At 75.1% G+C, this 22,450-nt stretch carries 3 protein-coding genes; all 3 read right to left on the bottom strand.

Annotation, left to right across the window (positions count from 1 at the left end; translation table 11 throughout):
- Positions 1-21: 21 nt before the first annotated feature.
- The 3 genes from Athai_RS06870 to hppD are packed head-to-tail and all read right to left on the bottom strand — an operon-like array spanning position 22 to position 22,444.
- A complete protein-coding gene (locus tag Athai_RS06870; RefSeq protein ID WP_203960707.1) occupies positions 22-18,186 on the bottom strand; it encodes a non-ribosomal peptide synthetase in 18,165 nt (6,054 codons plus the stop codon).
- On the bottom strand, positions 18,183-21,473 hold the full coding sequence (locus Athai_RS06865; protein ID WP_203960706.1) for a non-ribosomal peptide synthetase: 3,291 nt from the start codon (positions 21,471-21,473) through the stop codon (positions 18,183-18,185). The genes Athai_RS06870 and Athai_RS06865 overlap by 4 nt, the downstream gene beginning before the upstream one ends.
- Entirely contained in the window at positions 21,470-22,444 is a 975-nt protein-coding gene (gene hppD, locus Athai_RS06860; protein WP_203960705.1) for a 4-hydroxyphenylpyruvate dioxygenase, read from the bottom strand. Before hppD ends, Athai_RS06865 begins: the two co-directional genes overlap by 4 nt.
- Positions 22,445-22,450: the final 6 nt, after the last annotated feature.

Genomic DNA, 22,450 nt, shown 5'->3' with positions numbered 1-22,450 from the left:
CGTGCCGGCGGTGTGCGGCGCTCACGATTCGCGCCCCCGGTTCCGCATCGAGCGCAGCGCCGGGCGGGTGTTTTTCGGCGCACGCTCGGCGGCTGCGGCGAGGCCGGCGACGGTCGGCGTCTCGAACACCGCGCGGACCGCGAGCTCCACCCCGAGCACGGCGCGGATGCGGCTGACCAGGCGGGTGGCGAGCAGGGAGTGCCCGCCGAGGTCGAAGAAGCTGTCGTGGACGCCGACGACCGGGACGGTCAGGATGTCGGCGAACACGCCGGCCAGCACCCGTTCGTTCGGCGTGCGCGGGGCGGCTTCCCCGGCGCCGGCGGCGAAGTCCGGCGCCGGCAGCGCCCGCCGGTCCACCTTGCCGTTCGCGGTCAGCGGCAGCGCGTCGACGACCATCACCGCCGCCGGCAGCATGTGTTCGGGCAGCCGCTCCGCGACGTGCCGCCGTACCCGGGCCGGCAGCTCCGACACGACGCCGGCGAGGGCCGGCTCATTGGCCAGCGGACCGGTTGCCTCGGTGCCGACGGTGGCGGTGATCGGCGGGTGGCCGGCCGGCGCGAGGATCGCGTCGAACCGGTCGACACCCACCGCCGACCACGTCGTCACCGCCGTCCACCCGCGACGCGCCGCCTCGGCATGCACCGCCTCCGGATCCACCGCGCCGGCGTCCTGACGGCCGGTCTCGGTGGCCAGCCGGGCGTTCGGAATACCGGTCAACCGCACCGGACCCGCCAACCCACCCAGCCGCGCCCACACGTCAGGTGTCCACGGCCGCTCCGGTACCTCGACACCATCCGGTTCCCGTGACCCGCCGCCGGTGCGCAGCACCACCTCGTAGCGGTGCCGCGTCAACTCGTTGTGCGCGACACCACGCTTGAGCCGCACATCCACCGCCGCGATCCCTGGCACCCCCGCCGCCCACCGGACGAACCACTCCGGCCGCAGCACCAGCTCCTTCTCCAGCAGCACGGCGCGGTCGACGGCCGCGTCCAGTTCGGCGTCCGTGGCGTGCGGCTGCCGGTGCCGGTGGACCGCGGCGCGCAGCGCGCGCAGCGTCCCCGCGTGCCGCACATCGCCCACCAGCACCGCACCACCCGGCGCCAGCACACCCACCGCCCCACGCAACACCCGATCCAAATAACCCGCATCCGGGAAGTACTGCACCACCGAATTCAGGACCACCAGATCGAACGACCCGGCCCCCAACCCGCTCAAGTCATCCGCAGGCTGCACCCGCAACCGAACCCGATCACCCCACGACACATCGGACAGCCGCCGCTCCAGCCGGGCCACCGCCTCGGCCGACAAGTCAGTCCCGACATACTCCTCAACCCCCGGCGCCAACCGCGCCAACAACAACCCCGACCCGACACCCAACTCCACGATCCGACGCGGCGCCAACTCCGCCACCCGATCGACCACCGCATCCCGCCACTGCCGCATCTCCCCGACCGGAATCGGCTCACCCGAATAACTCGACACCCACCCGGTGAAATCCTCCCGCCAGTCAACCGAACGAGCGCCGGCATACATCGAGTCGTACACACCACGCCACTCCCGCACGGCGCCGGTGTCGCGGTCGGTGGGGGCGTCGGCCAGCCGCGGCGTCACGTACGCGACGAGCCGCCGGTCCCCCGCGTCGTGCGACCAGAGCGTCACCGCGGCCCGGCCGACCTGCGGGTGTGTGCGCAGCGCCGCCTCGATCTCACCCGGCTCGATCCGGAAGCCGCGCACCTTCACTTGGTCGTCGGCCCGGCCCACGTACTCCAGGCCGCCATCCGGGCGCCGGCGCACCACGTCACCGGTCCGGTACATTCGCGCGCCGGCCGACCACGGGCACGCCACGAACCGGGACGCGGTCAGCGCGGGCCGGCCCAGGTAGCCGCGGGTCACGCCGCCGCCCGCGACGTACAGCTCGCCGGCGACGCCGACCGGCACCGGCCGCAACGCATCGTCCAGCACGAACGCCGCCAGATCCGGCAGCGGCTCCCCGATCGGGCTGCCGGCGCCGGGTTCGGCACCCGGGACCAGCTCGGCGTGCGTGACGTGCACCGTGGTCTCGGTGATTCCGTACATGTTGACCAGGCGCGGACCATCCGACCCGGCCAACTCCCACCAGGCGTCGACCGTCGCCGGGTCGAGCGCCTCCCCGCCGAACACGATCCAGCGCAGCCGCAGGCCGGACAGCAGGCCGGGCGCGTGCCGCGCGGAGTCCACCAGCTCGGCGAACACCGACGGCGTCAGGTTCAGCACGGTCACCGAACGCGCGGCCAGCAGGGCCACCAGCTCCGCCGGCGAGCGGGTCGCCGCCCGCGGCACCAGCACCAGCCGACCGCCGTACGCCAGCGCGCCGAACAGCTCCCACACCGAGAAGTCGAACGCGTACGAGTGGAACAGCGTCCACCCGTCACCGGCACCGAACCCGAACCGGTCGGCGGTGGTGTCCAGCAGCCGCACCACGTTGCGGTGCGCGACGATGACCCCCTTCGGCGTGCCCGTCGACCCGGACGTGTAGATCACGTACGCCGCCGCGCCGGCCCGGGCCGCCACCCCGAGGTCACCGGCCGGGTACCCGGCCAGCCGCGCCGCGGTCCGCGGATCGTCGACCAGGACGCGGGCGACGCCGGCCGGCACCCGGTCGGCCAGCCCCGCGGTGGTGACCACCGCCCGCGGTGCCGCGTCGGCGAGTACGAAGCCGACCCGTTCGGCCGGGTAGTCCGGGTCGACCGGCACGTACGCCGCACCGGCCTTCAGCGTGCCCAGCACCGCCACCACGGCGTCCACCGAGCGCGGCAGCAGCAGCGCCACCCGGTCCTCGGGCCGGACGCCGTCGTCGACCAGCAACCGCGCCAGCCGGTTCGCCCGCGAGTTCAGCTCGCCGTAGGTGACACGCTCGTCGTCGGACTCGACGGCGCACGCACCGGGGTCGTCCCGGACCCGCCGTTCGACGCGCGTCACCAGCGTCTCCGTGGAATCCGCCGCGGAGACCGCAACCGGCCCGGCGGTCAGCCGGCGGTGTTCGTCGGCGTCGAGCAGGTCGACCGCGCCGATGCGCGCGTCCGGGTCGGCGGTCACCGCCGCCAGCGTCCGCGTCCAGCGGGCGATCAGCGTCTCGACGGTGCCCGCGTCGAACAGGTCCGTGGCGTACTCGGCGAGTCCCTGGATGCCGGCCGCGTCGCCGGTCCGCGGTTCGAGGTGCAGCAGCAGGTCGAACCGCGCGGTGCGGCCCGCGGTCGGCTCGTCCGCCACGTCGAGCCCGGGCAGGTCGGCCCGGCCGGGTGCGTTGTTCTGCACCGCCAGAGCCACCTGGAACAGCGGGTGCCGGCCCAGCGACCGGCGCGGGTTGAGCACGTCGACCAGGTGCTCGAACGGTACGTCCTGATGTGCGTAGGCGGCCAGGTCGGTCTCCCGAACCCGGCCCAGCAGCTCCCGGAACGTCGGGTCCCCGGACGTGTCGGTGCGCAACACCAGCGTGTTGACGAAGAACCCGACCAGCTCGTCCAACGCCTCGTCGGTACGGCCCGCGATCGGCGACCCGATCGGCACGTCCGTGCCGGCGCCCAGCCGGGTGAACAGCGCCGCCAGCGCCGCGTGCAGCACCATGAACACCGTCGTGCCGGTCTCCCGCGCGAGCCGGTCGACCGCCCGGTGCAGCGCGTCGTCGAGGTCGAAGCCCAGTACCGCGCCCCGGTGCGACGCCTCCGCCGGCCGGCGCCGGTCGTAGGGCAGCGCCAGCTCCTCCGGCACGCCGGCCAGCTGTCCGCGCCAGTACGCCACCTGCCGCGACACCGCGCTGTCGGTGTCGTCCGGCGCGCCCAGCACCGCGCGCTGCCACAGCGCGTAGTCCGCGTACTGCACGGCAAGCGCGTCCCACGCCGGGGCGCGGCCGGCGCACCGCGCCTGGTACGCCGTCGACAGGTCACGCCAGAATGGGCCGGCCGACCAGCCGTCCGCGGCGATGTGGTGCAGCAGCACCAGCAGCACCCAGGACCGGTCGTCGACGCGCCACAGGTGCACCCGCACCGGGATCTCGGTCGCCAGGTCGAAACAGTGCCCGGCCGCGTCACGCACCGCCGCGTCGACGTCTCCGGGTTCGATCCGGCCGACCCGCATCGGCACCGGCGCGTCCGCCGGGTCCAGGATCCGCTGCGTCGGCAGCCCCTCCACTTCGGTGAACACGGTGCGCAGCGCCTCGTGCCGGCCGACCACGTCGGTGAGCGCGGCGGTCAGCGCGGCGACGTCCGGCTCGCCGGTCAGCCGCAGCACCATCGGCGAGTTGTACGTCGGGTTCGGCCCGTTCAGCTTGTCCAGGAACCACAGCCGCTGCTGGGCGTGCGAGACCGGCAGCACCGCCGGCCGCTCCGCCCGCCGCGGCGCCGGCCGCGACACTCCGGCCGTGCGCTCGACGACCTCGACCAGGCCCGCCACGGTCGGCGCCTCGAACACCGCACGCACCGGGACCTCGACACCCAGCACCGCACGGATCCGGCTGACCAGCCGGGTCGCCAGCAGCGAGTGCCCGCCGAGCTCGAAGAAGCCGTCCCGCGGGCGTACCGCCGGCACACCCAGCACGTCGGCGACCACGCCGCAGAGGATCTCTGCCAGCGCGCCGCGCGGCGCCGCGCCGCCGGCCGAGGCGACGAGCCGGGGAGCCGGCAGCGCGCGCCGGTCGACCTTGCCGTTGCTGGTCAGCGGCAGCGCGTCGAGCACGGTGACCGCGGCCGGTACCAGGTGCTCCGGTAGCCGGCCGGCGAGGCGCCGCCGCAGCCGCGCGGCGAGCGCGTCGGTGTCCGGGCCGGCGTCGCGCGGCGTCACGTACGCGACGAGCCGCCGGTCGCCGGCGTCGCGCCGCCAGACGGTCGCCACCGCCGCGGTCACCTCCGGCTCGGCCCGCAGCGCCGCCTCGATCTCGCCGAGCTCCACCCGGAAGCCGCGGATCTTCACCTGGTCGTCGGAGCGCCCCAGGTACTCCAGCGAGCCGTCGGCGCGCCAGCGCACGACGTCGCCGGTCCGGTACATCCGCTGGCCGCGGCCCCACGGGCACGCGACGAACCGGGCGGCGGTCAGGCCCGGTCGGGCGTGGTACCCGCGGGCCAGGCTCGGCCCGGCGACGTACAGCTCGCCGGCGACACCGGTCGGCACCGGACGCAGCCGGTCGTCCAGCACGAACGCGGCCGCGCCGGCGACCGGCGTACCGATCGGGCTGCCCAGCCGGGCCGGTGTCGCCGGCGCGAGCGTCGCGGCGCTGACCACGACCGTCGTCTCGGTCAGCCCGTACTGGTTGACCACCCCCGGTCCGCCGTCGGCGAACAGCCGGCGCCACGCGTCGACACGCGCCACGTCCACGCTCTCGCCGCCGACCACCACCCATCGCAGTCGCAGCCCGGCCAGCAGCTCCGGGCGTTGCGCGCTGGTCTCCATCACCTGCGCCAGCTCCGACCACGACAGGGTCAGCACCGTGACCGCCCGTTCGGCGGCCAGCCGCAGCAGGTCGGCCGGCGCGCGGGTCACCGACCGGGGCACGACCACCAGCGTGTCGCCGGACAGCAGCGCGCCGAACAGCTCCCACACCGACGCGTCGAACGCGCACGAGTGCACGAGCGTCCAGACGTTCCGGTCGGCGCCGGCCGGCCGGGGCCGCAGCAGCCGCACGACGCTGCCGTTCGGCACGGCGACGCCCTTCGGCACGCCGGTCGAACCGGACGTGTGGATCACGTACGCCGGGTGCTCCGGCAGCACCGCTGCGGTCCGGTCCGCGGCGATCGGGTCGTGTCCGCCGTGGGCGGCCAGTTCCGCCGCGGTGTCGGCCGCGTCCAGCACGATCCGGTCCGGCGCCGCCGGAAGGTGGTCGGCCAGTTCGGCGACGGTGACGACCGCCGCCGGCCGGGTGTCGTCGAGCACGAACCGGATCCGGTCGGCCGGGTGGTCCGGGTCGAGCGGCACGTACGCCGCGCCTGTCTTGAGCACGCCGAGGATCGCCACCACCAGCTCGACCGAGCGGGGCACCAGCACGGCGATCCGGTCCTCCGGGCCGGCGCCGCGCGCGGCGACCAGCCGACCCAGTCGGTTGGCCCACTCGTTCAGCTCCGCGTAGGTGAGGCGCCGGTCGCCGCACACCAGCGCGTCCGCGTCCGGGTCGCGGCGCACCCGCTGCTCGAACGCGGCGACGAGCGTGCCGCCGTCGGCGCCCCGGGCGGCCAGCCGGGACCGCTGGCCGGCCAGCCGGCGCCGCTCCGCGTCGGTCGGCCGGTCCGCGCGGCTGATCGGCGCGTCCGGGTCGGCCACCGCCTGCCGCAGCAGCCGCAGCCAGCGGTCGGTGACCGCGGCGACCGTGTCGGCGTCGAACAGGTCGGTGGCGTACTGCACGTGGCCGGCCATGCCGGCGGTGCCGTCGGCGCGCGGCTGGAGGCTGAACGACAGGTCGAACGTGGCGGTCTCGGTCGACACCGCCGCCGGTGCCGGGTCCGCGGCCGGGAACGTGGCGGCGTCGGGCCGGGTGCCCTGCACCGCGAGCAGCACCTGGAACAGCGGATGGTGCGCCAGCGTCCGGTGCGGATTGAGCGCGTCGACCAGCCGCTCGAACGGCACGTCCTGGTGCTCGTACGCCGCGAGGTCCGTCTCCCGCACCCGCGCCAGCAAGGCCCGGAACGACGGGTCGCCGGACGTGTCGGTGCGCAGCACCAGCGTGTTGACGAAGAACCCGACCAGCTCGTCCAGCGCCTCGTCGGTGCGCCCCGCCACCGGCGTACCGACCGGGATGTCGGTGCCGGCACCCAGCCGCGTCAGCGTCGCCGCCAGCGCCGCGTGCACGACCATGAACACCGTGGTCCCGGTGTCGCGGGCCAGCCGGTCCACGGCGGCGTGCAGGTCCGCGTCGAGCGTGAACGCGTGCTCGGCGCCGCGGTACGACGCCTCTGCCGGCCGGGGCCGGTCGAACGGCAGCACCAGCCCGTCCGGCAAGCCCGCCAACCTGTCCCGCCAGTACGCCACCTGCCGCGACAACACACTGCCCGGATCCTCCGCCGCACCCAACAACTCCCGCTGCCACAACGCGTAATCCGCATACTGCACCGGCAACGGCTCCCACCCCGGCGCCACACCCGCCAACCGCGCCGCATACGCCGCCGACAGATCCCGCAACAGCCGCCCGGCCGACCAGCCGTCGCACGCGATGTGGTGTACCAGCAGCACGAGAACCCAGTCGCCGTCGCCCGAGCGACCGGCCCAGACCCGGACCGGCGCCTCGGCCGACAGGTCGAACCGGTACCGGCACACCGCCGGCACGTCGACGGTCCCGGTGACCTTCACCGGGCTCGGCACGGCGTCCGGCTCGAGGACGGTCTGCACCGGGTGGCCGTCCTGCTCGGTGACGACCGTCCGCAGGATCTCGTGCCGGTCCAGCAGATCGCCGACCGCCGCGGTCAGCGCGGCGGCGTCCGGCGGCGCGGACAGCCGCAGCACGGTCGGCACGTTGTAGGTCGCGCTCGGCCCCTCCAGCCGGAACAGGAACCACAGTCGCCGCTGGGCGAACGAGACCGGCACCAGCTCCGGTCTCGGCCGGCGACGCAGCGCCGGGCGCGCCGTGCCGGCCCGCTCGTCGACGAGCCGCGCCAGCGCGGCCACCGTCGGCGCCTCGAACACGGCCCGCACCGGCACGTCGGCGCCCAGCACCGACCGGATCCGGCTGACCAGCCGGGTGGCCAGCAGCGAATGCCCACCCAGCTCGAAGAACGAGTCCCGGACGCCGACCGCCGAGACGCCCAGCACGTCGGCGAACACGCCGGCGAGGATCGCCTCGGTCCGGGTGCGCGGCGGCTGGTCGGTCGAGCCGGCGAAGTCGGGCGCCGGCAGCGCCCGGCGGTCCACCTTGCCGTTCGCGGTGACCGGCAGCGCGTCGAGCACCAGCACCGCGGCCGGCACCATGTAGTCCGGCAGCAGCCGGGCCAGCTCATCGCGCAGCGCGACCGGGTCGGGGCGGTGGCCGGCGGCCGGGGTGACGTACCCGATCAGCCGGCGGTCGCCGGGCCGCTCGTCGCGCGCGACGACCACGGCCTGCCCGACGGACGCCGTGCCGGCGAGCGCCGCCTCGACCTCGGCCAGCTCCACCCGGAACCCGCGGATCTTCACCTGCTCGTCGCCCCGGCCGACGAACTCCAGGACACCGTCGGACCGGCGACGCAGCACGTCTCCGGTGCGGTACATCCGCTCGCCGTCGCCCCACGGGCAGGCCACGAACCGGGCCGCGGTCGACGCCGGGGCGCCGAGGTAGCCGCGGGCCAGGCCGGCGCCGGCCACGTACAGCTCGCCGGGCACGCCGACCGGGACCGGCCGCAGCGCGTCGTCGAGCAGGTACAGGCGGGTGTCGTCCAGCGGGCCACCGAGCGGCAGCCGGTCGGGGTCGGGCGTGCCCGGTTCGAGGACGTGCCGGGTGGCGCACAGCGTGACCTCGGTCGGCCCGTACAGGTGGCGCACCCGCAGGTCCGGACACGCCGCGCGGACCCGCCGTACCGCGGCGGCCGACACCACGTCGCCGCCGGTCAGCAGCTCGGTCAGCGGCGCGAAGCAGGCCGGGTCCTGCTCGGCGACCGCCCGCAGTAGGCCGGCGGTCAGGTGGGCGTGCGTGACGCCGTGCCGGTCGAGCCGGTCGCGCAGCCAACGCGCGTCCGGCTCGGCCCGGTCGGCCACCACGACGCAGCCGCCGCGCAGCAGCGTCACCCACACCTCGTAACAGGACGCGTCGAACGCGTACGGCGCCTGGAACAGCACCCGGTCACCGGGGCCGGTGCCCCAGCCCGAGTCGGTCGCCAACGACACCACGTCGCCGACCGTGGCCACCACACCCTTCGGCATCCCGGTCGACCCCGACGTGTACATCACGTACGCCGCCGCACCCGGGTCCACCGTCCGGCCCGGCAGCACCGCGTCGACCTCCGGGTGCCCGGCGGCCACCTCGACGACATCGCACCCCGCCGCCGTCGGGTGCCCGCGGTGCGCCGCGTCCACCAGCAGCACCGACACCCCCGCATCCGACAACACCCACCGCGTCCGGGCCACCGGCGACCGCGCATCCACCGGCACATACGCCGCGCCGACCCGCCACACCGCCAGCATCGCCACCACCAGATCCACCGACCGGTCCAGCAACACACCGACCCGGCCACCCGGACCAACCCCCCGCGCCACCAGCCGCCGCGCCACCCGATCCACCCGCGCCGCCAACTCCGCGAACGACACCCGCTCGTCCCCGAACACCACCGCGTCCGCGGACGGCGCCTCGCGCACCCACCGGGCGAACGCCTCGATCACTCCCGGTGCGCGCTCCGGCGCCGGGGCGCCGGTGCCGGCGGCGAGCAGGTGCCGCAGCTCCGCATCGTCGAGCACCCGCAGCGCGCCGAGGCGGCAGTCCGGGTCGGCCACCGCCTGCCGCAGCACCCGCGCCCAGCGTTCGGCCAGCGTCTCAACGGTCGCGGCGTCGAACACGTCCGTGGCGTACTCCGCCCAGCCGGCGACGCCGGCCGGGCCGCCGTCCGGCGCACGCCGCTCCACCAGGTTGACGCTGAGGTCGAGCCGGGCGGTACCGGTGCGCACCGGCACCGCCTCGACGCGCACGCCCGGCAGTGCCAGGTCGGCGTCGTCGGTGTTCTGCAGCGCCACCATCACCTGGAACAGCGGGTGGTGCGCCAGCGACCGATGCGGGTTCAGCACGTCCACCAGCCGCTCGAACGGCAGGTCCTGATGCTCGTACGCCGCCAGGTCGCTTTCGCGCACCCGGTCCAGCAGCTCCCGGAAGGACGGGTCCCCGCCGGTGTCGGTGCGCAACACCAGCGTGTTCACGAAGAACCCGACCAGATCGTCCAACGCCTCGTCGGTACGGCCCGCCACCGGCGAGCCGATCGCGAGGTCGGTGCCGGCGCCGAGCCGCGTCAGCACCGCCGCCAACGCGGCCCGCGCCACCATGAACACCGTCGTCCCGGTGTCCCGGGCCAGCCGGACCATCCCTTCGTGCAGTTCGGCGTCGAACCCGAACTCGCACATGGCGCCGCGGTGCGTGGCGATCGCCGGCCGCGGCCGGTCGAACGGCAACGCCACCTGCTCCGGCAACCCCACCAGTCGCTCCCGCCAGTAGGCCGCCTGGCCGGCCGAGACGCTGGCCGGGTCCTCGACGTCGCCCAACAGCTCCCGCTGCCACAGCGCGTAGTCCGCGTACTGCACCGCAAGCGGCTCGAACGCCGGTGCCTCGCCGCCCCGCCGCGCCGCGTACGCCACCGACAGGTCCCGCAACAGCGGACCCATCGACCAGCCGTCGCAGGCGATGTGGTGCACCAGCAGCACGAGCGTCCACGACCCGTCCCCGGCGTCCACCAACGACACCCGGACCGGGACCTCCGCCGAGAGGTCGAACCGGTGCGCCGCCGCGGCGTCCACCGCCGTCGCGATGTCCCCGGCCCGACCCACCTCGACCGGCACCGCGACATCGGCGGCGTCCAGGATCCGCTGCACCGGCTCGCCGTCGACCTCGGTGAACACGGTGCGCAGCGACTCGTGTCGGGCCAACACATCGGCGAACGCCGCGGTCAGCGCCGCGACGTCCAGCTCGCCGGTCAGCCGCAACACCGTGGGCATGTTGTACGTCGCGCTCGGGCCTTCCAACCGGTGCAGGAACCACAGCCGGCGCTGCGCGAACGACACCGGCACCACGTCCGGCCGCGGAACCGGCCGCAGTGCCGGCCGCGCGGTGTCCGCGGCGCGGTCCACCGCGGCGGCGAGCCCGGCGACGGTCGGCGATTCGAAGACGGTACGGACGGGGAGCTCGACGTGCAGCGCGGCGCGGATCCGGCTGACCAGCCGGGTGGCGAGCAGGGAGTGCCCGCCGAGGTCGAAGAAGCTGTCGTGGACGCCGACGCCCGGTACGGCGAGCACGTCGGCGACGATGCCGGCGAGTTCCCGCTCCCGCGCGGTGCGCGGTGCGCCGCCGCGGACCGGCGCGTCGAAGTCGGGTGCCGGCAGCGCCGCGCGGTCGACCTTCCCGTTCGGCGTCAGCGGCACCGCGTCGAGCACCGTGACCGTGGCCGGTACCAGGTGCGCGGGCAGCCGCTCGGCCAGGAACCTGCGGAGTCGGGCGGGCAGTTCACCGGCGACCCGACCGGAGCGCGGGTCGTTGCAGAGCGGCCCACCGTCGTGGGCCACCGTGGCGGTGATCGGCGGGTGGCCGGCCGGCGCGAGGATCGCGTCGAACCGGTCGACACCCACCGCCGACCACGTCGTCACCGCCGTCCACCCGCGACGCGCCGCCTCGGCATGCACCGCCTCCGGATCCACCGCACTCGGGTCCGCCGCACCCGCCTCGCGACCGCCGGCCTCGGTGGCCAGCCGCGCGTTCGGAATACCGGTCAACCGCACCGGACCCGCCAACCCACCCAGCCGCGCCCACGCGTCGGGCGTCCACGGCCGCTCCGGCACCTCCACCGCACGCGACAGCTCCGACTCCCCGGGCTCGCCGTCGGACATCGACGCGGTGCGCAGCACCACCTCGTAGCGGTGCCGCGTCAACTCGTTGTGCGCGACACCACGCTTGAGCCGCACATCCACCGCCGCGACCCCTGGCACCCCCGCCGCCCACCGGACGAACCACTCCGGCCGCAGCACCAGCTCCTTCTCCAGCAGCACCGACCGATTGACAGCGGCACGCACCTCCGCCTCGGCGGCGCGCGGATGCCGCGACCGGTGGATCGCCGCGCGGAACGAGCGCAGCGTCCCCGCGTGCCGCACATCCCCCACCAGCACCGCACCACCCGGCGCCAGCACACCCACCGCCCCACGCAACACCCGATCCAAATAACCCGCATCCGGGAAGTACTGCACCACCGAATTCAGGACCACCAGATCAAAAGACCCAGCCCCCAACCCGCTCAAGTCATCCGCAGGCTGCGCCCGCAACCGAACCCGATCACCCCACGACACATCGGACAGCCGCCGCTCCAGCCGGGCCACCGCCTCGGCCGACAAGTCAGTCCCGACATACTCCTCAACCTCCGGCGCCAACCGCGCCAACAACAACCCCGACCCGACACCCAACTCCACAATCCGACGCGGCGCCAACTCCGCCGCCCGATCGACCACCGCATCCCGCCACTGCCGCATCTCCCCGACCGGAATCGGCTCACCCGAATAACTCGACACCCACCCGGTGAAATCCTCCCGCCAGTCAACCGAACGAGCGCCGGCATACATCGAGTCGTACACACCGCGCCAGTCTCCGACGAGCTCGTCCGCGTCCGCGGCGGCGTCGGCGGTCGGCGACGCCCGCCGCGTCACGTAGGCCACGAGCTGGTGGTCGTCGTCGGAGCGCTGCCAGCCGGTCACCACCGCGGCCGACACCTCGGGGTGCCGTTCCAGCGCCGCCTCGACCTCGCCCAGCTCGATCCGGAAGCCGCGCACCTTCACCTGGTCGTCGGCCCGGCCCACGTACTCCAGCGACCCGTCGGCACGCCGGCGCACCACGTCACCGGTCCGGTACATTCGCCCGCCCGCGGCCCACGGGCACGCCACGAACCGGGACGCGGTCAGCGCCGGCCGCCGCCAGTACCCACGGGTCACGCCGCCGCCCGCGACGTACAGCTCCCCAGCGACGCCGACCGGCACCGGCCGCAACGCATCGTCCAGCACGAACGCCGCCAGATCCGGCAGCGGCTCCCCGATCGGCGATCCGGGCCGCGTCCACGAGTCCGCGGTCAGCTCCGCGTGCGTGACGTGCACCGTGGTCTCGGTGATGCCGTACATGTTGACCAGGCGCGGACCGCCCGGCCCGGCCAGCTCCCACCAGGTCCGGACCGGACGCTCGGCCAGCGCCTCGCCGCCGAACACGATCCAGCGCAGCGCCTCGCCACCCGGCCGGCCCGACCCGCGGCCGGCCTCCTCGACCGCGCGGGCGAACACCGACGGCGTCACGTTCCACACCGTCACCGACTCCGCGGCCAGCAACCGCAGCAGGTCGGCGGGCGAGCGGGTCACCGTCTGCGGCACGACGACCAGCCGTCCGCCGTACGTCAGCGCGCCGAACAGCTCCCACACCGAGAAGTCGAACGCGTACGAGTGGAACAGCGTCCACACGTCACCGGCACCGAACCCGAACCGGCCCGCCGTGACATCCAGCAGCCGCACCACGTTCCCGTGCGTGACCACGACACCCTTGGGCGTACCCGTCGACCCGGACGTGAAGATGATGTACGCGGCGTGCGACGCCGTCACCGGCCCGCCGCGCTCCCCGTCGGTGACGTCGTGTCCCGGCGGACCGGTGGGGTCGGCGTCGTCCAGCAGGAGCGTCGGGGCCTCGGCGAGCGCCGACACCCGCGAGTGCACCGCCGCGGTCGTGACCACCACCCGCGGCGCCGTGTCGGCCAGGACGAACCCGATCCGCTCCGCCGGGTAGTCCGGGTCGACCGGCACGTACGCCGCGCCCGCCTTCAGCACCGCGAGCACCGTCACGACCAGCTCGCTCGTGCGGTCGAGCAGCAGCGCCACCCGGTCGTCCGGGCCGACGCCGCGCGCGATCAGCCGCCGCGCCAGCCGGTTCGCCCGCTGGTTCAGCGCCCGGTACGAGACGCGCTCGTCGCCGCAGACCACCGCGCACGAATCCGGCGCCTCCCGGACCCGCCGCTCGAACGCCGCGACCAGCGTGGCGTCGGCGGCCACCGGCGCGACCGCCGGCCGGCGCCGCTGCGCGGCCAGCAGGTCGCGCTCGCGCTCGTCGAGCACGTCCAGCCGGCCGATCCGTGCGTCCGGGTCGGCGGCGCAGGCCCGCAGCAGCCGCAGCCACCGGGCCGCCAGCCGCTCCACGGTGTCGCCGTCGAACAGGTCGGTGGCGTACTCGATCCAGCCGCGCAACCCGTCGCCGGGTTCGTCCCGCGGTTCCAGCGTGAACAGCAGGTCGAACTTGGCGGTGCTGCCCGCGTACGGCTCGCGGGTGGTGGTCAGCCCGGCCAGCTCCGCCCGGCCGGGCGTGGTGTTCTGCACCGCGAGCGCCACCTGGAACAGCGGGTGCCGGCCGAGCGAGCGCCGCGGGTTGAGCACATCCACCAACCGCTCGAACGGCACGTCCTGGTTCGCATACGCCGCCAGGTCGGTCTCCCGCACCCGACCCAACAGCTCCCGGAACGACGGATCCCCGCCGGTGTCGGTGCGCAACACCAACGTGTTGACGAAGAACCCGACCAACTCGTCCAACGCCTCGTCCGTGCGACCCGCGATCGGCGACCCGATCGGCACATCCGACCCCGCACCCAACCGCGTCAACAGCGCCGCCAGACCGGCCTGCACCACCATGAACACCGTCGTACCGGTCTGGCGGGCCAGCGCCGACAGCCCGGCGTGCAGTTCGGCGTCCACGTCGAAGCCCACCGTCGCGCCCCGGTACGACGCGATCGCCGGTCGCGGCCGGTCGAACGGCAGCGCCAGCTCCGCTGGCAGTCCCGCCAGCCGCTCCCGCCAGTAGCCGACCTGGCGGGCGATCGCGCTGCCCGGATCGTCCGGGTCGCCGAGCGCGGCGCGCTGCCACAGCGCGTAGTCCGCGTACTGCACCGGCAGCGGTCGCCACCCCGGCGCCCGGCCCGCGGACCGCGCCGCGTACGCCTCCGACAGGTCGCGCAGCAGCGGCTCCATCGACCAGCCGTCGCTGGCGATGTGGTGGACCAGCAGCACCAGCGCCGACGAGCCGTCGTCCGCGTGGTACAGCCAGGCGCGCACCGGGATCTCTCGGGTCAGGTCGAACTGGTACGCCGCCGCGTCGGCCACCGCCGCCGCCACCGCACCGGCCGGCAGCTCCGCCACCCGCAGCGGCGCCGGCACGTCGTCCGGGTCCAGGATCCGCTCCGTGGGCTGCCCGTCGACCTCGGTGAACACGGTGCGCAGCGCCTCGTGCCGGCTCAGTACGTCGGCCAACGCCGCGGTCAGCGCCGGTACGTCCGGGCGGCCGGACAACCGCAGCACCACCGGCACGTTGTACGTCGCGTTCGGCCCCTCCAGCCGGTCCAGGAACCACAGCCGCTGCTGCGCGAACGACACCGGCACCAGCTCCGGACGCGGCATCCGACGCAGCGCCGGCCGGACCGTACCCGCGTGCTCGTCCACCGCGCGCGCCAGCCCGGCCACCGTCGGCGCCTCGAACACCAGCCGCACCGGCACCTCGACACCCAGCACCGACCGGACCCGACTCACCAACCGGGTCGCCAGCAACGAATGCCCACCCAGATCGAAGAACGAGTCCCGGGCACCAACCGCCGGCACACCGAGCACCTCGGCGAACACCCCGGCGAGGATCTCCTCCCGCGGACCGCGCGGCGCCTCGTCGGCGGCGCCGAACTCGGGAGCCGGCAGCGCGCGCCGGTCCACCTTCCCGTTGTCGGTCAGCGGCATCACGTCGAGCACCACCACCGCCGCCGGCACCAGATGCGCCGGCAGCAGGCGGGCCAGCTCCGCGCGCAGCCGGGCGGGGTCCGGCGGCGCGTCGGCGTCCGCCGGGGTCACGTAGCCCACCAACCGTGCGTCGTCGGCGCGGTCCCGGCGCACGACCGCCACCGCGCGGCCCACCGAACGGTCACCAGCCAGCGCCGCCACCACCTCGCCCGGCTCGATCCGGAACCCGCGCACCTTGACCTGGTCGTCGGACCGACCCAGGTACGTCAGCTCGCCGTCGGCGGCGCGACGCACCACGTCGCCGGTGCGGTACATCCGGGCGCCGGGAAGCCACGGGCAGGCCACGAACCGGGCGGCGGTCAGCGCCGGCCGACCCAGATAGCCGCGGGTCACGCCGGGTCCGGCGACGTACAGCTCGCCGGCCACCCCGTCCGGGGTCGGCCGCAGGTGCTCGTCGAGCACGAACGCGGCGAGGTCGGCCAGCGGCCGGCCGATCGGACCGTCCGCGCCGTCGGCCACCGTGGTGTGCACGGTGGTCTCGGTGATGCCGTACATGTTGACCAGCTCGGGACCGCCGTCGCCGGCCAGCGCCCGCCACTCGGCGACCCTCGCCGGGTCGAGCGCCTCCCCGCCGAAGATCACCCACCGCAGCGCCGGCGGCAGTCCGGGCGCCTCGCGGGCAGCGTCCACCACCCGGGCGAACACCGACGGCGTCACGTTCCACACCGTCACCGACTCCGCGGCCAGCAGGCCCAGCAGCTCCGCCGGAGACCGGGTCACCGGCGCGTCGACGACCACCAGCCGCCCGCCGGAGGCCAGCGCCCCGAACACCTCCCACACCGAGAAGTCGAACGCGTACGAGTGGAACAGCGTCCACACGTCACCGGCACCGAACCCGAACCGGTCCGCCGTGACATCCAGCAGCCGCACCACGTTCCCGTGCGTGACCACGACACCCTTCGGCGTACCCGTCGAGCCGGACGTGTGGATCACGTACGCCGCGTCGGCCGGCGACGGCTGCGCCGGACGCGGGACCGGGGCCGCGGCCGCGTCGCGATCGAGCACGACGACCGGACCGTCGTACGCCGCGGCGACCCGCCCGGCGTACGCGGCGGTGGTGACCACCGCCCGCGATCCGGTGTCGGACAGCAGGAAGCGGATCCGCTCGGCGGGATGTTCCGGGTCGACCGGCACGTATGCCGCGCCGGCCTTGAGCACGCCCAGCATGCCGACGACCGTCTCGGCCGACCGCGGCAGCACCAGCCCGACCCGGTCGTCCCGGCCGCAGCCGTGCGCGGCGAGGGCCGCGGCCAGCCGGTCGGCCCGCGCGTCCAGCTCCGCGTACGTCAGCCGATGGTCCCGGAACGTCACGGCGCACGCGTCCGGCGTCCGGCGCGCGCTCCGCTCGAACAGCGTGGCCAGGCTCTCTCCGGCGGCCTCCGGGTCGACGCGGCGCGGGCCGGCCACCGCCCGGCGGTACTCCTCGTCGTCGAGCAGCCGCACCCGGCCCACCGGGCGATCCGGATCGTCCGCGACCGCCCTCAGCACCCGGACGAGCCGTTCCGTCAGCCGCTTCGCCTCCGCGGCGGTGAACAGCTCCGCGCGGTAGCTGAGCCGCAGGTCGGTCCCGTCGCCGACCATCAGCGTCAGCGGGTAGTGCGCCCAGTCGCCGCGGCTGAGGTCCCGGACGCGCAGCCCACCCGCCGAGGCCGGCAGCGCCGGCGCGTTGTCGAACACGACCAGCGTGTCGAACAGCTCGCCGAGGCCGGCGGCACGCTGGAGGTCGACCAGATCCAGGTGGCGGTGCCCGGCGACGCTCGCCTGCTCCCGCCGCACGCGCGCCATCAGCGCGCCGAGCGACTCGGCGGCGTGCATCCGGACCCGGACCGGCACGGTGTTGATGATCAGGCCGACCATCCGGTCGCTGCCGACAAGCTCCGGCGGGCGCAGGTCGGCGGTCAGGCCGAAGACCACGTCGTCGTGCCCGCTCAGCCGGGCCAGCAGCACCGCCCAGGCGGCCTGCACGACAGTGTTGACCGTGACGCCGAGCTCCCGCGCGCGGTCCCGCAGCGCCGGGCCGAGCGACGCCGGCAGGCTCCGCGTGACCGACTCCGGCCGCGCCGCGACGTCCCGCAGGTCCGCGGCGACCAGCCGGGTCGGCTGGTCGAGGCCGGCCAGCCGCTCTCGCCACGCCGCCTGCGCCGCGACCCGGTCCTGCCGCAGCTGCCAGGCCAGGAAGTCCCGGTACGACGGGACGGCCGGCAGCGGGTCCGCGCCGTCGTACAGCGCGAGCAGCTCGGTCAGGAACAGCGCCACCGACCGGCCGTCGAGCAGGATGTGATGGTGGGTGAACAGGAACCGGTACCGGTCCGCGGCCAGCCGCACCAGGGTGAACCGGACCAGCGGCGCGGTATGCGGGTCGAATGGCGTGCGCTGGTCCGCCTCGACCAGCTCGGCGAGCGCGGCCTCGCGGTCGGGCCGCTCGGACAGGTCGACCTCCCGCCACGGGAGCCGCACCGCCTCGGGAACGACCTGCACCGGCTGGTCGGTCAGATCGGGGTAGAACGCGGCGGTGAGGTGCCGGTGCCGGCGCAGCAGCGCCTCGACCGCGCCGCGCAGCCGGTCCGGCCGCAGCGGGCCGGTCAGCTCCAGGTCCTGTTGCACCACGTACAGCCCGGTGGTGGCGGCGGACTGCAGGTCGTACACCGCGTGGAACAGCAGGCCCCGCTGGAGCGGCGCGAGCGGCAGGATGTCGGCTGCCCGGGACGTCGTCATGGCGCGCTCCTCAACTCCGTCTCGATCCGGTCGATCTCGCTCTGGTCGAGGGAGACCAGGAGGTCCGACGGGGTGAGCCCGCCTGCGTCCGGCCGCCGCCCGTACGCGACCAGGCCGGTGAGCGCCTCGAACCACAGCCCGGCCAGCTCCGCCACTTCGCCGCGGTCGACCAGCCCGGCCGGCCACGACCAGTGCGCCGACAGCTCCGGACCGGCCGGCCGGTCGTGTGTGATCGCGTTCAGCTCGACCGCGTGCGGCAGTGGGCGGGGCGGGTCGCCGTAGCCGTCCAGGGCGATGCCGTCGGTGGCCGGCTGCCACGCGCCGTCGCCGGCCGCGCCGAAGCGGCCGAGGTAGTTGAAGCCGAGCTGCGGTCGCGGGCAGGCGGACAGCACCGCCGCGGACTCCTCGTGCAGGTACCGCAGTTGACCGAAGCCGAACCCGTGGTCGGGCACGGCTGCCCGCTGCTCCTTGATGCGCTTGACCGCGTCGCCCAGCGCCGGCCCACCGCCGGTCACCTCGTCCCAGCCGACCGGCCCGGGATCGAGCCGCACCGGATGGATGCTGGTGAACCAGCCGACGGTGCCGGCGACGTCCACACCGGGGTCGACGGAGCTGGCGTCGCGGCCGTGGCCCTCCAGGTCCAGCAGCACCGACGTACCGGCCGCGCCGCGCCGGGCCCGCCACCGCGCCACGGCCAGCGCGAACGCGGTGAGAAGCACGTCGTCCACGCCGGCGTGAAACAGCGCCGGCACCTCGCCGAGCACCGCGCCGGTCGGCGCCGCGGGCAGCGTGCGGGTCAACTGCCGCAACGTCGCGCTGGTGTCGGTGGCCGGGTCCAGGGGGCGGCGGGTCAGCGGCGGATCCGGTGCGCGCAGCATCCCCGTCCACGCCGGCAGCTCCGCTGCGCGCCGCGCCGCCCGCCCGGCGAGCAGACCGGCAAAGCGCCGGAACGACGTGCCGCCCGCCGGGCGCCGCCACGGCCGGCCGGCCCGGGCCGCCCGCCACGCCTCGGGCAGGTCGTCGCGCAGGATCCGCCACGACACACCGTCCACGACCAGGTGGTGGGCGACGAGCGCGAGCCGGCCCGGCTCGCGCGGTCCGGCGTCGAACCACACCGCGCGCAGCATCGCGCCGGTGGCCGGATCGAGCCGGGCCACGGCCGCCCTGGTGGCCCGCGCGATCTGCTCCGCGCGCTGCGGCTCGTCGAGCCCGGCCAGATCGACCCGGGTCAGCAGGTCCGGCGCCTCCCCGGTGCCGGGCGCGCCGACCGTCGCCCGCCAGTCCCCGCCGACGCGGGTGAGCCTCAGCCGCAGCGCGTCGTGCCGGTCCAGCAGCGCGCGTACGGCCGCGGCCAGGTCCACCTCGCATGCCTCGGCCGGCACCCACACGAGCAGCGATTGGTGGAATCGCTCGACCGGCCCGCCGATGTCGTCGAGCAGCCACCGCATCGTCGGGGTCGGCGGGAACGGCCCGGTCGGCACGTCGTCGGCCGCGTCGTGGTCGGCCCCGTCCGCCGGTGCCGCGGCGGCCGCCAGCCCGGCGACGGTCGGCGTCGCGAGCGCCGCGCCGACCGGGACGACCAGGCCCGCCCGGCGCGCCCGGGCCAGGATCTCCAGCAGGCCGATGCTGTCGGCACCCAGCGACAGCAGGTCGTCGTGCGTGCCGACCCGGTCCAGGCGCAGCACCTCGGCGGCGACCCGGCCCAGGATTTGCTCCCGGGTGCCGGTCGGGGCCGCCGCGCCGACCCGGGCGGCGAAGTCCGGTGCGGGCAGCGCGCCGCTATCCAGCTTGCCGTTGCCGGTGACCGGGAACGCGGCCAGCACCAGGACCGCGGCCGGAACCAGGGGTTCGGGCAGGACCAGGCGCAGCCGCTCGGTCAGCGCCGCCGGGTCGGGCGCGGTCGCGCCGTCGGCGGTCACGTACCCGACGAGCCGGCGCTCGCCCGGCCGGTCCTCGCGCAGCAGGACCGCGGCCCGGCCGACGCCGTCGCACGCCGCCAGAGCCGCCTCGATCTCGCCCGGCTCGACCCGGAAGCCGCGGATCTTCACCTGGTCGTCGGTGCGTCCCAGGTATTCCAGGGGGCCGCCGGCCCGCCGCCGCGCCCGGTCGCCAGTGCGGTACATCCGCTCGCCGCTGCCCCACGGGCAGGCGACGAACCGGCCGGCGCTGAGCCCCGGCCGCCCGAGGTAGCCGCGCGCCAACCCGACGCCGGCCAGGTACAGCTCGCCCGCGACGCCGTCCGGGACCGGGCGCAGCCGGTCGCCCAGCACGTACGCCCGGATGCCGGTGATCGGCTCACCGATCGGCGGGTCGGCCGCACCCTCGGCCGCGTCGCACCGCCAGGCTGTCACGTCGATCGACGCCTCGGTCGGCCCGTACAGGTTGTGCAGGCCGGCCTCGTACGTGGCGAAGAACCGATCCCGCAGGTCGGCGGTCAACGCCTCGCCGCTGGCGAACACCGCGCGCAGGTCACCCAGCCGGTGCGGGCCGGGCCGCCCGTCCGATCCGTGGCGCACGAACGCATGCAGCATCGACGGCACGAAGTGCACCACGGTGACGCGCTCGGTCTCGATCAGCTCGGTCAGGTAGCCGGGGTCCCGGTGGCCGCCGGGATGCGCGACCACCAGCCGCGCCCCGCACGCGAGCGGCGCGAGCAGCTCCCACACCGACACGTCGAACCCGTACGGCGTCTTCTGCAGGAACCGGTCCGCCGCGGAGAACCCGTACCGCTCGATCATCCAGGTCAGCCGGTTGAGCACGCCCCGGTGCGGCAGCACGACGCCCTTCGGCGCGCCGGTCGAGCCGGACGTGTGGATGACGTACGCCGGGTGCTCCGGGCGCAGCGGCGAGCTCCGCTCGGCGTCCGTCACGTCGTGGCCGGGTCCGGCATCCAGCCGCCGACGCGTCTGCGGGTCGTCGCACACGACGACGCGGTACCCGTCCGGCACCGTCGCCGCCAACGCCCGCTCGGTGACCACCACCGCCACGTCGGCCCCGGCGAGCAGTGACCGGATCCGCGCCGGCGGGTGGTCCGGCTCGACCGGCACGTACGCCGCGCCGGACTTGAGCACCCCGAGCACCGACACGACCAGGTCGGCCGAGCGCTCCAGCAGCAGCGCCACCCGGTCCTCCGGCCCCACGCCGAGGCCGATGAGCAGCCGGGCCAGCCGGTTCGCGTGGGCGTTGAGCTGCCGGTAGGACAGGCGCTCGCCGCCCGCCACCACGGCGCACGCGTCCGGGCTCGCCGCCGCCTGCGCCTCGACAAGCGTGGCCAGCGTCGGTGTCACGGCGACCGCTGTGCCTCGACCGCCTCGTACAGCGCGGTGATGTTGCCGCTGCCGAACGTCCGGGCGCCGAACCGCTCGATGAGCTCGAAGAAGAATGTGCCGCGCGGGTGGACCGAACGCGTGAAGATCTGAAAGAGCTGACCGTGCTCGTCCTCGTCGGCCAGCACATTCGTGTCACGCAGCTCGTCGGTGGAATGCCGCGCCAGGGTGATGTGGTCGGTCAGCAGCCGGTAGTAGGCGGCGGGGGTGCCGAGAAACTCGACACCCCTTCGCTGCGCCTCGCGCACCGTGATGACAATGTCGCCTGCGGTGAAGGCGATGTGCTGCACGCCGGCACCGTCGTGGTTCTTGAGGAAATCGTCGATCTGGCCCGGATCACGGGACGGGTCCGGAGCGATGATCGTGAACGTCACCGTGCCGGCCGCGCTCTGCACGACCGTCGAGAGCATTGCCTGGCCACCGACCACGATCCGCTCCGAGAAGATCGAGCGAAAATCAAGAACCCGCACGTAGAAATCCACGGTCAGATCGAGCTGACCAGCCTCGACGCATACGGCGAAATGATCGATTCGGCCGAGCCGCGGCCCGTCCTCGTCCGGATCGGCGGTCCGGACAGCGTCCAGCGGAACGAACGTGTGCGTCACGTCGCCGAAACCGCCGACCGAGGCGGTCTGCACGCCGTCCCGCACCGCTGGCGGCGCCACCGGCGACGCGCCGCGCCGCACCGCGCCGGCGAACGCACGCGCGACATCCGGCACGCTGAGCGCAATGTCGGCCACGCCGTCGCCGTGCCGCTCCACGTACGCCCGGGCCGGATGCTCCGGGTCCAACCCCTCGACCAGGCGCAGCTCGATGCTCGACTTGCGCAGCACCGCCTGACGGCTCCGGCCACCACCGTCCGAGATCGACCGCGCGGTCGATCGAAACCCGTAACCGTCGACAAGCTCCGCGATCTTCGCGTCCAGGTTCACCACGAA

Origin of the sequence: Actinocatenispora thailandica, from assembly GCF_016865425.1 — a bacterium.
GTDB lineage: Bacteria > Actinomycetota > Actinomycetes > Mycobacteriales > Micromonosporaceae > Actinocatenispora > Actinocatenispora thailandica.
The sequence above is the reverse complement of the archived record's forward strand: the minus strand, read 5'-3'. Positions and strand labels throughout refer to the sequence as shown.

Coding starts and splice junctions, on each gene's coding strand:
- Athai_RS06870 (WP_203960707.1), bottom strand. CDS start 18,186: ATGACGACGTCCCGGGCAGCCGACATCCTGCCGCTCGCGCCGCTCCAG.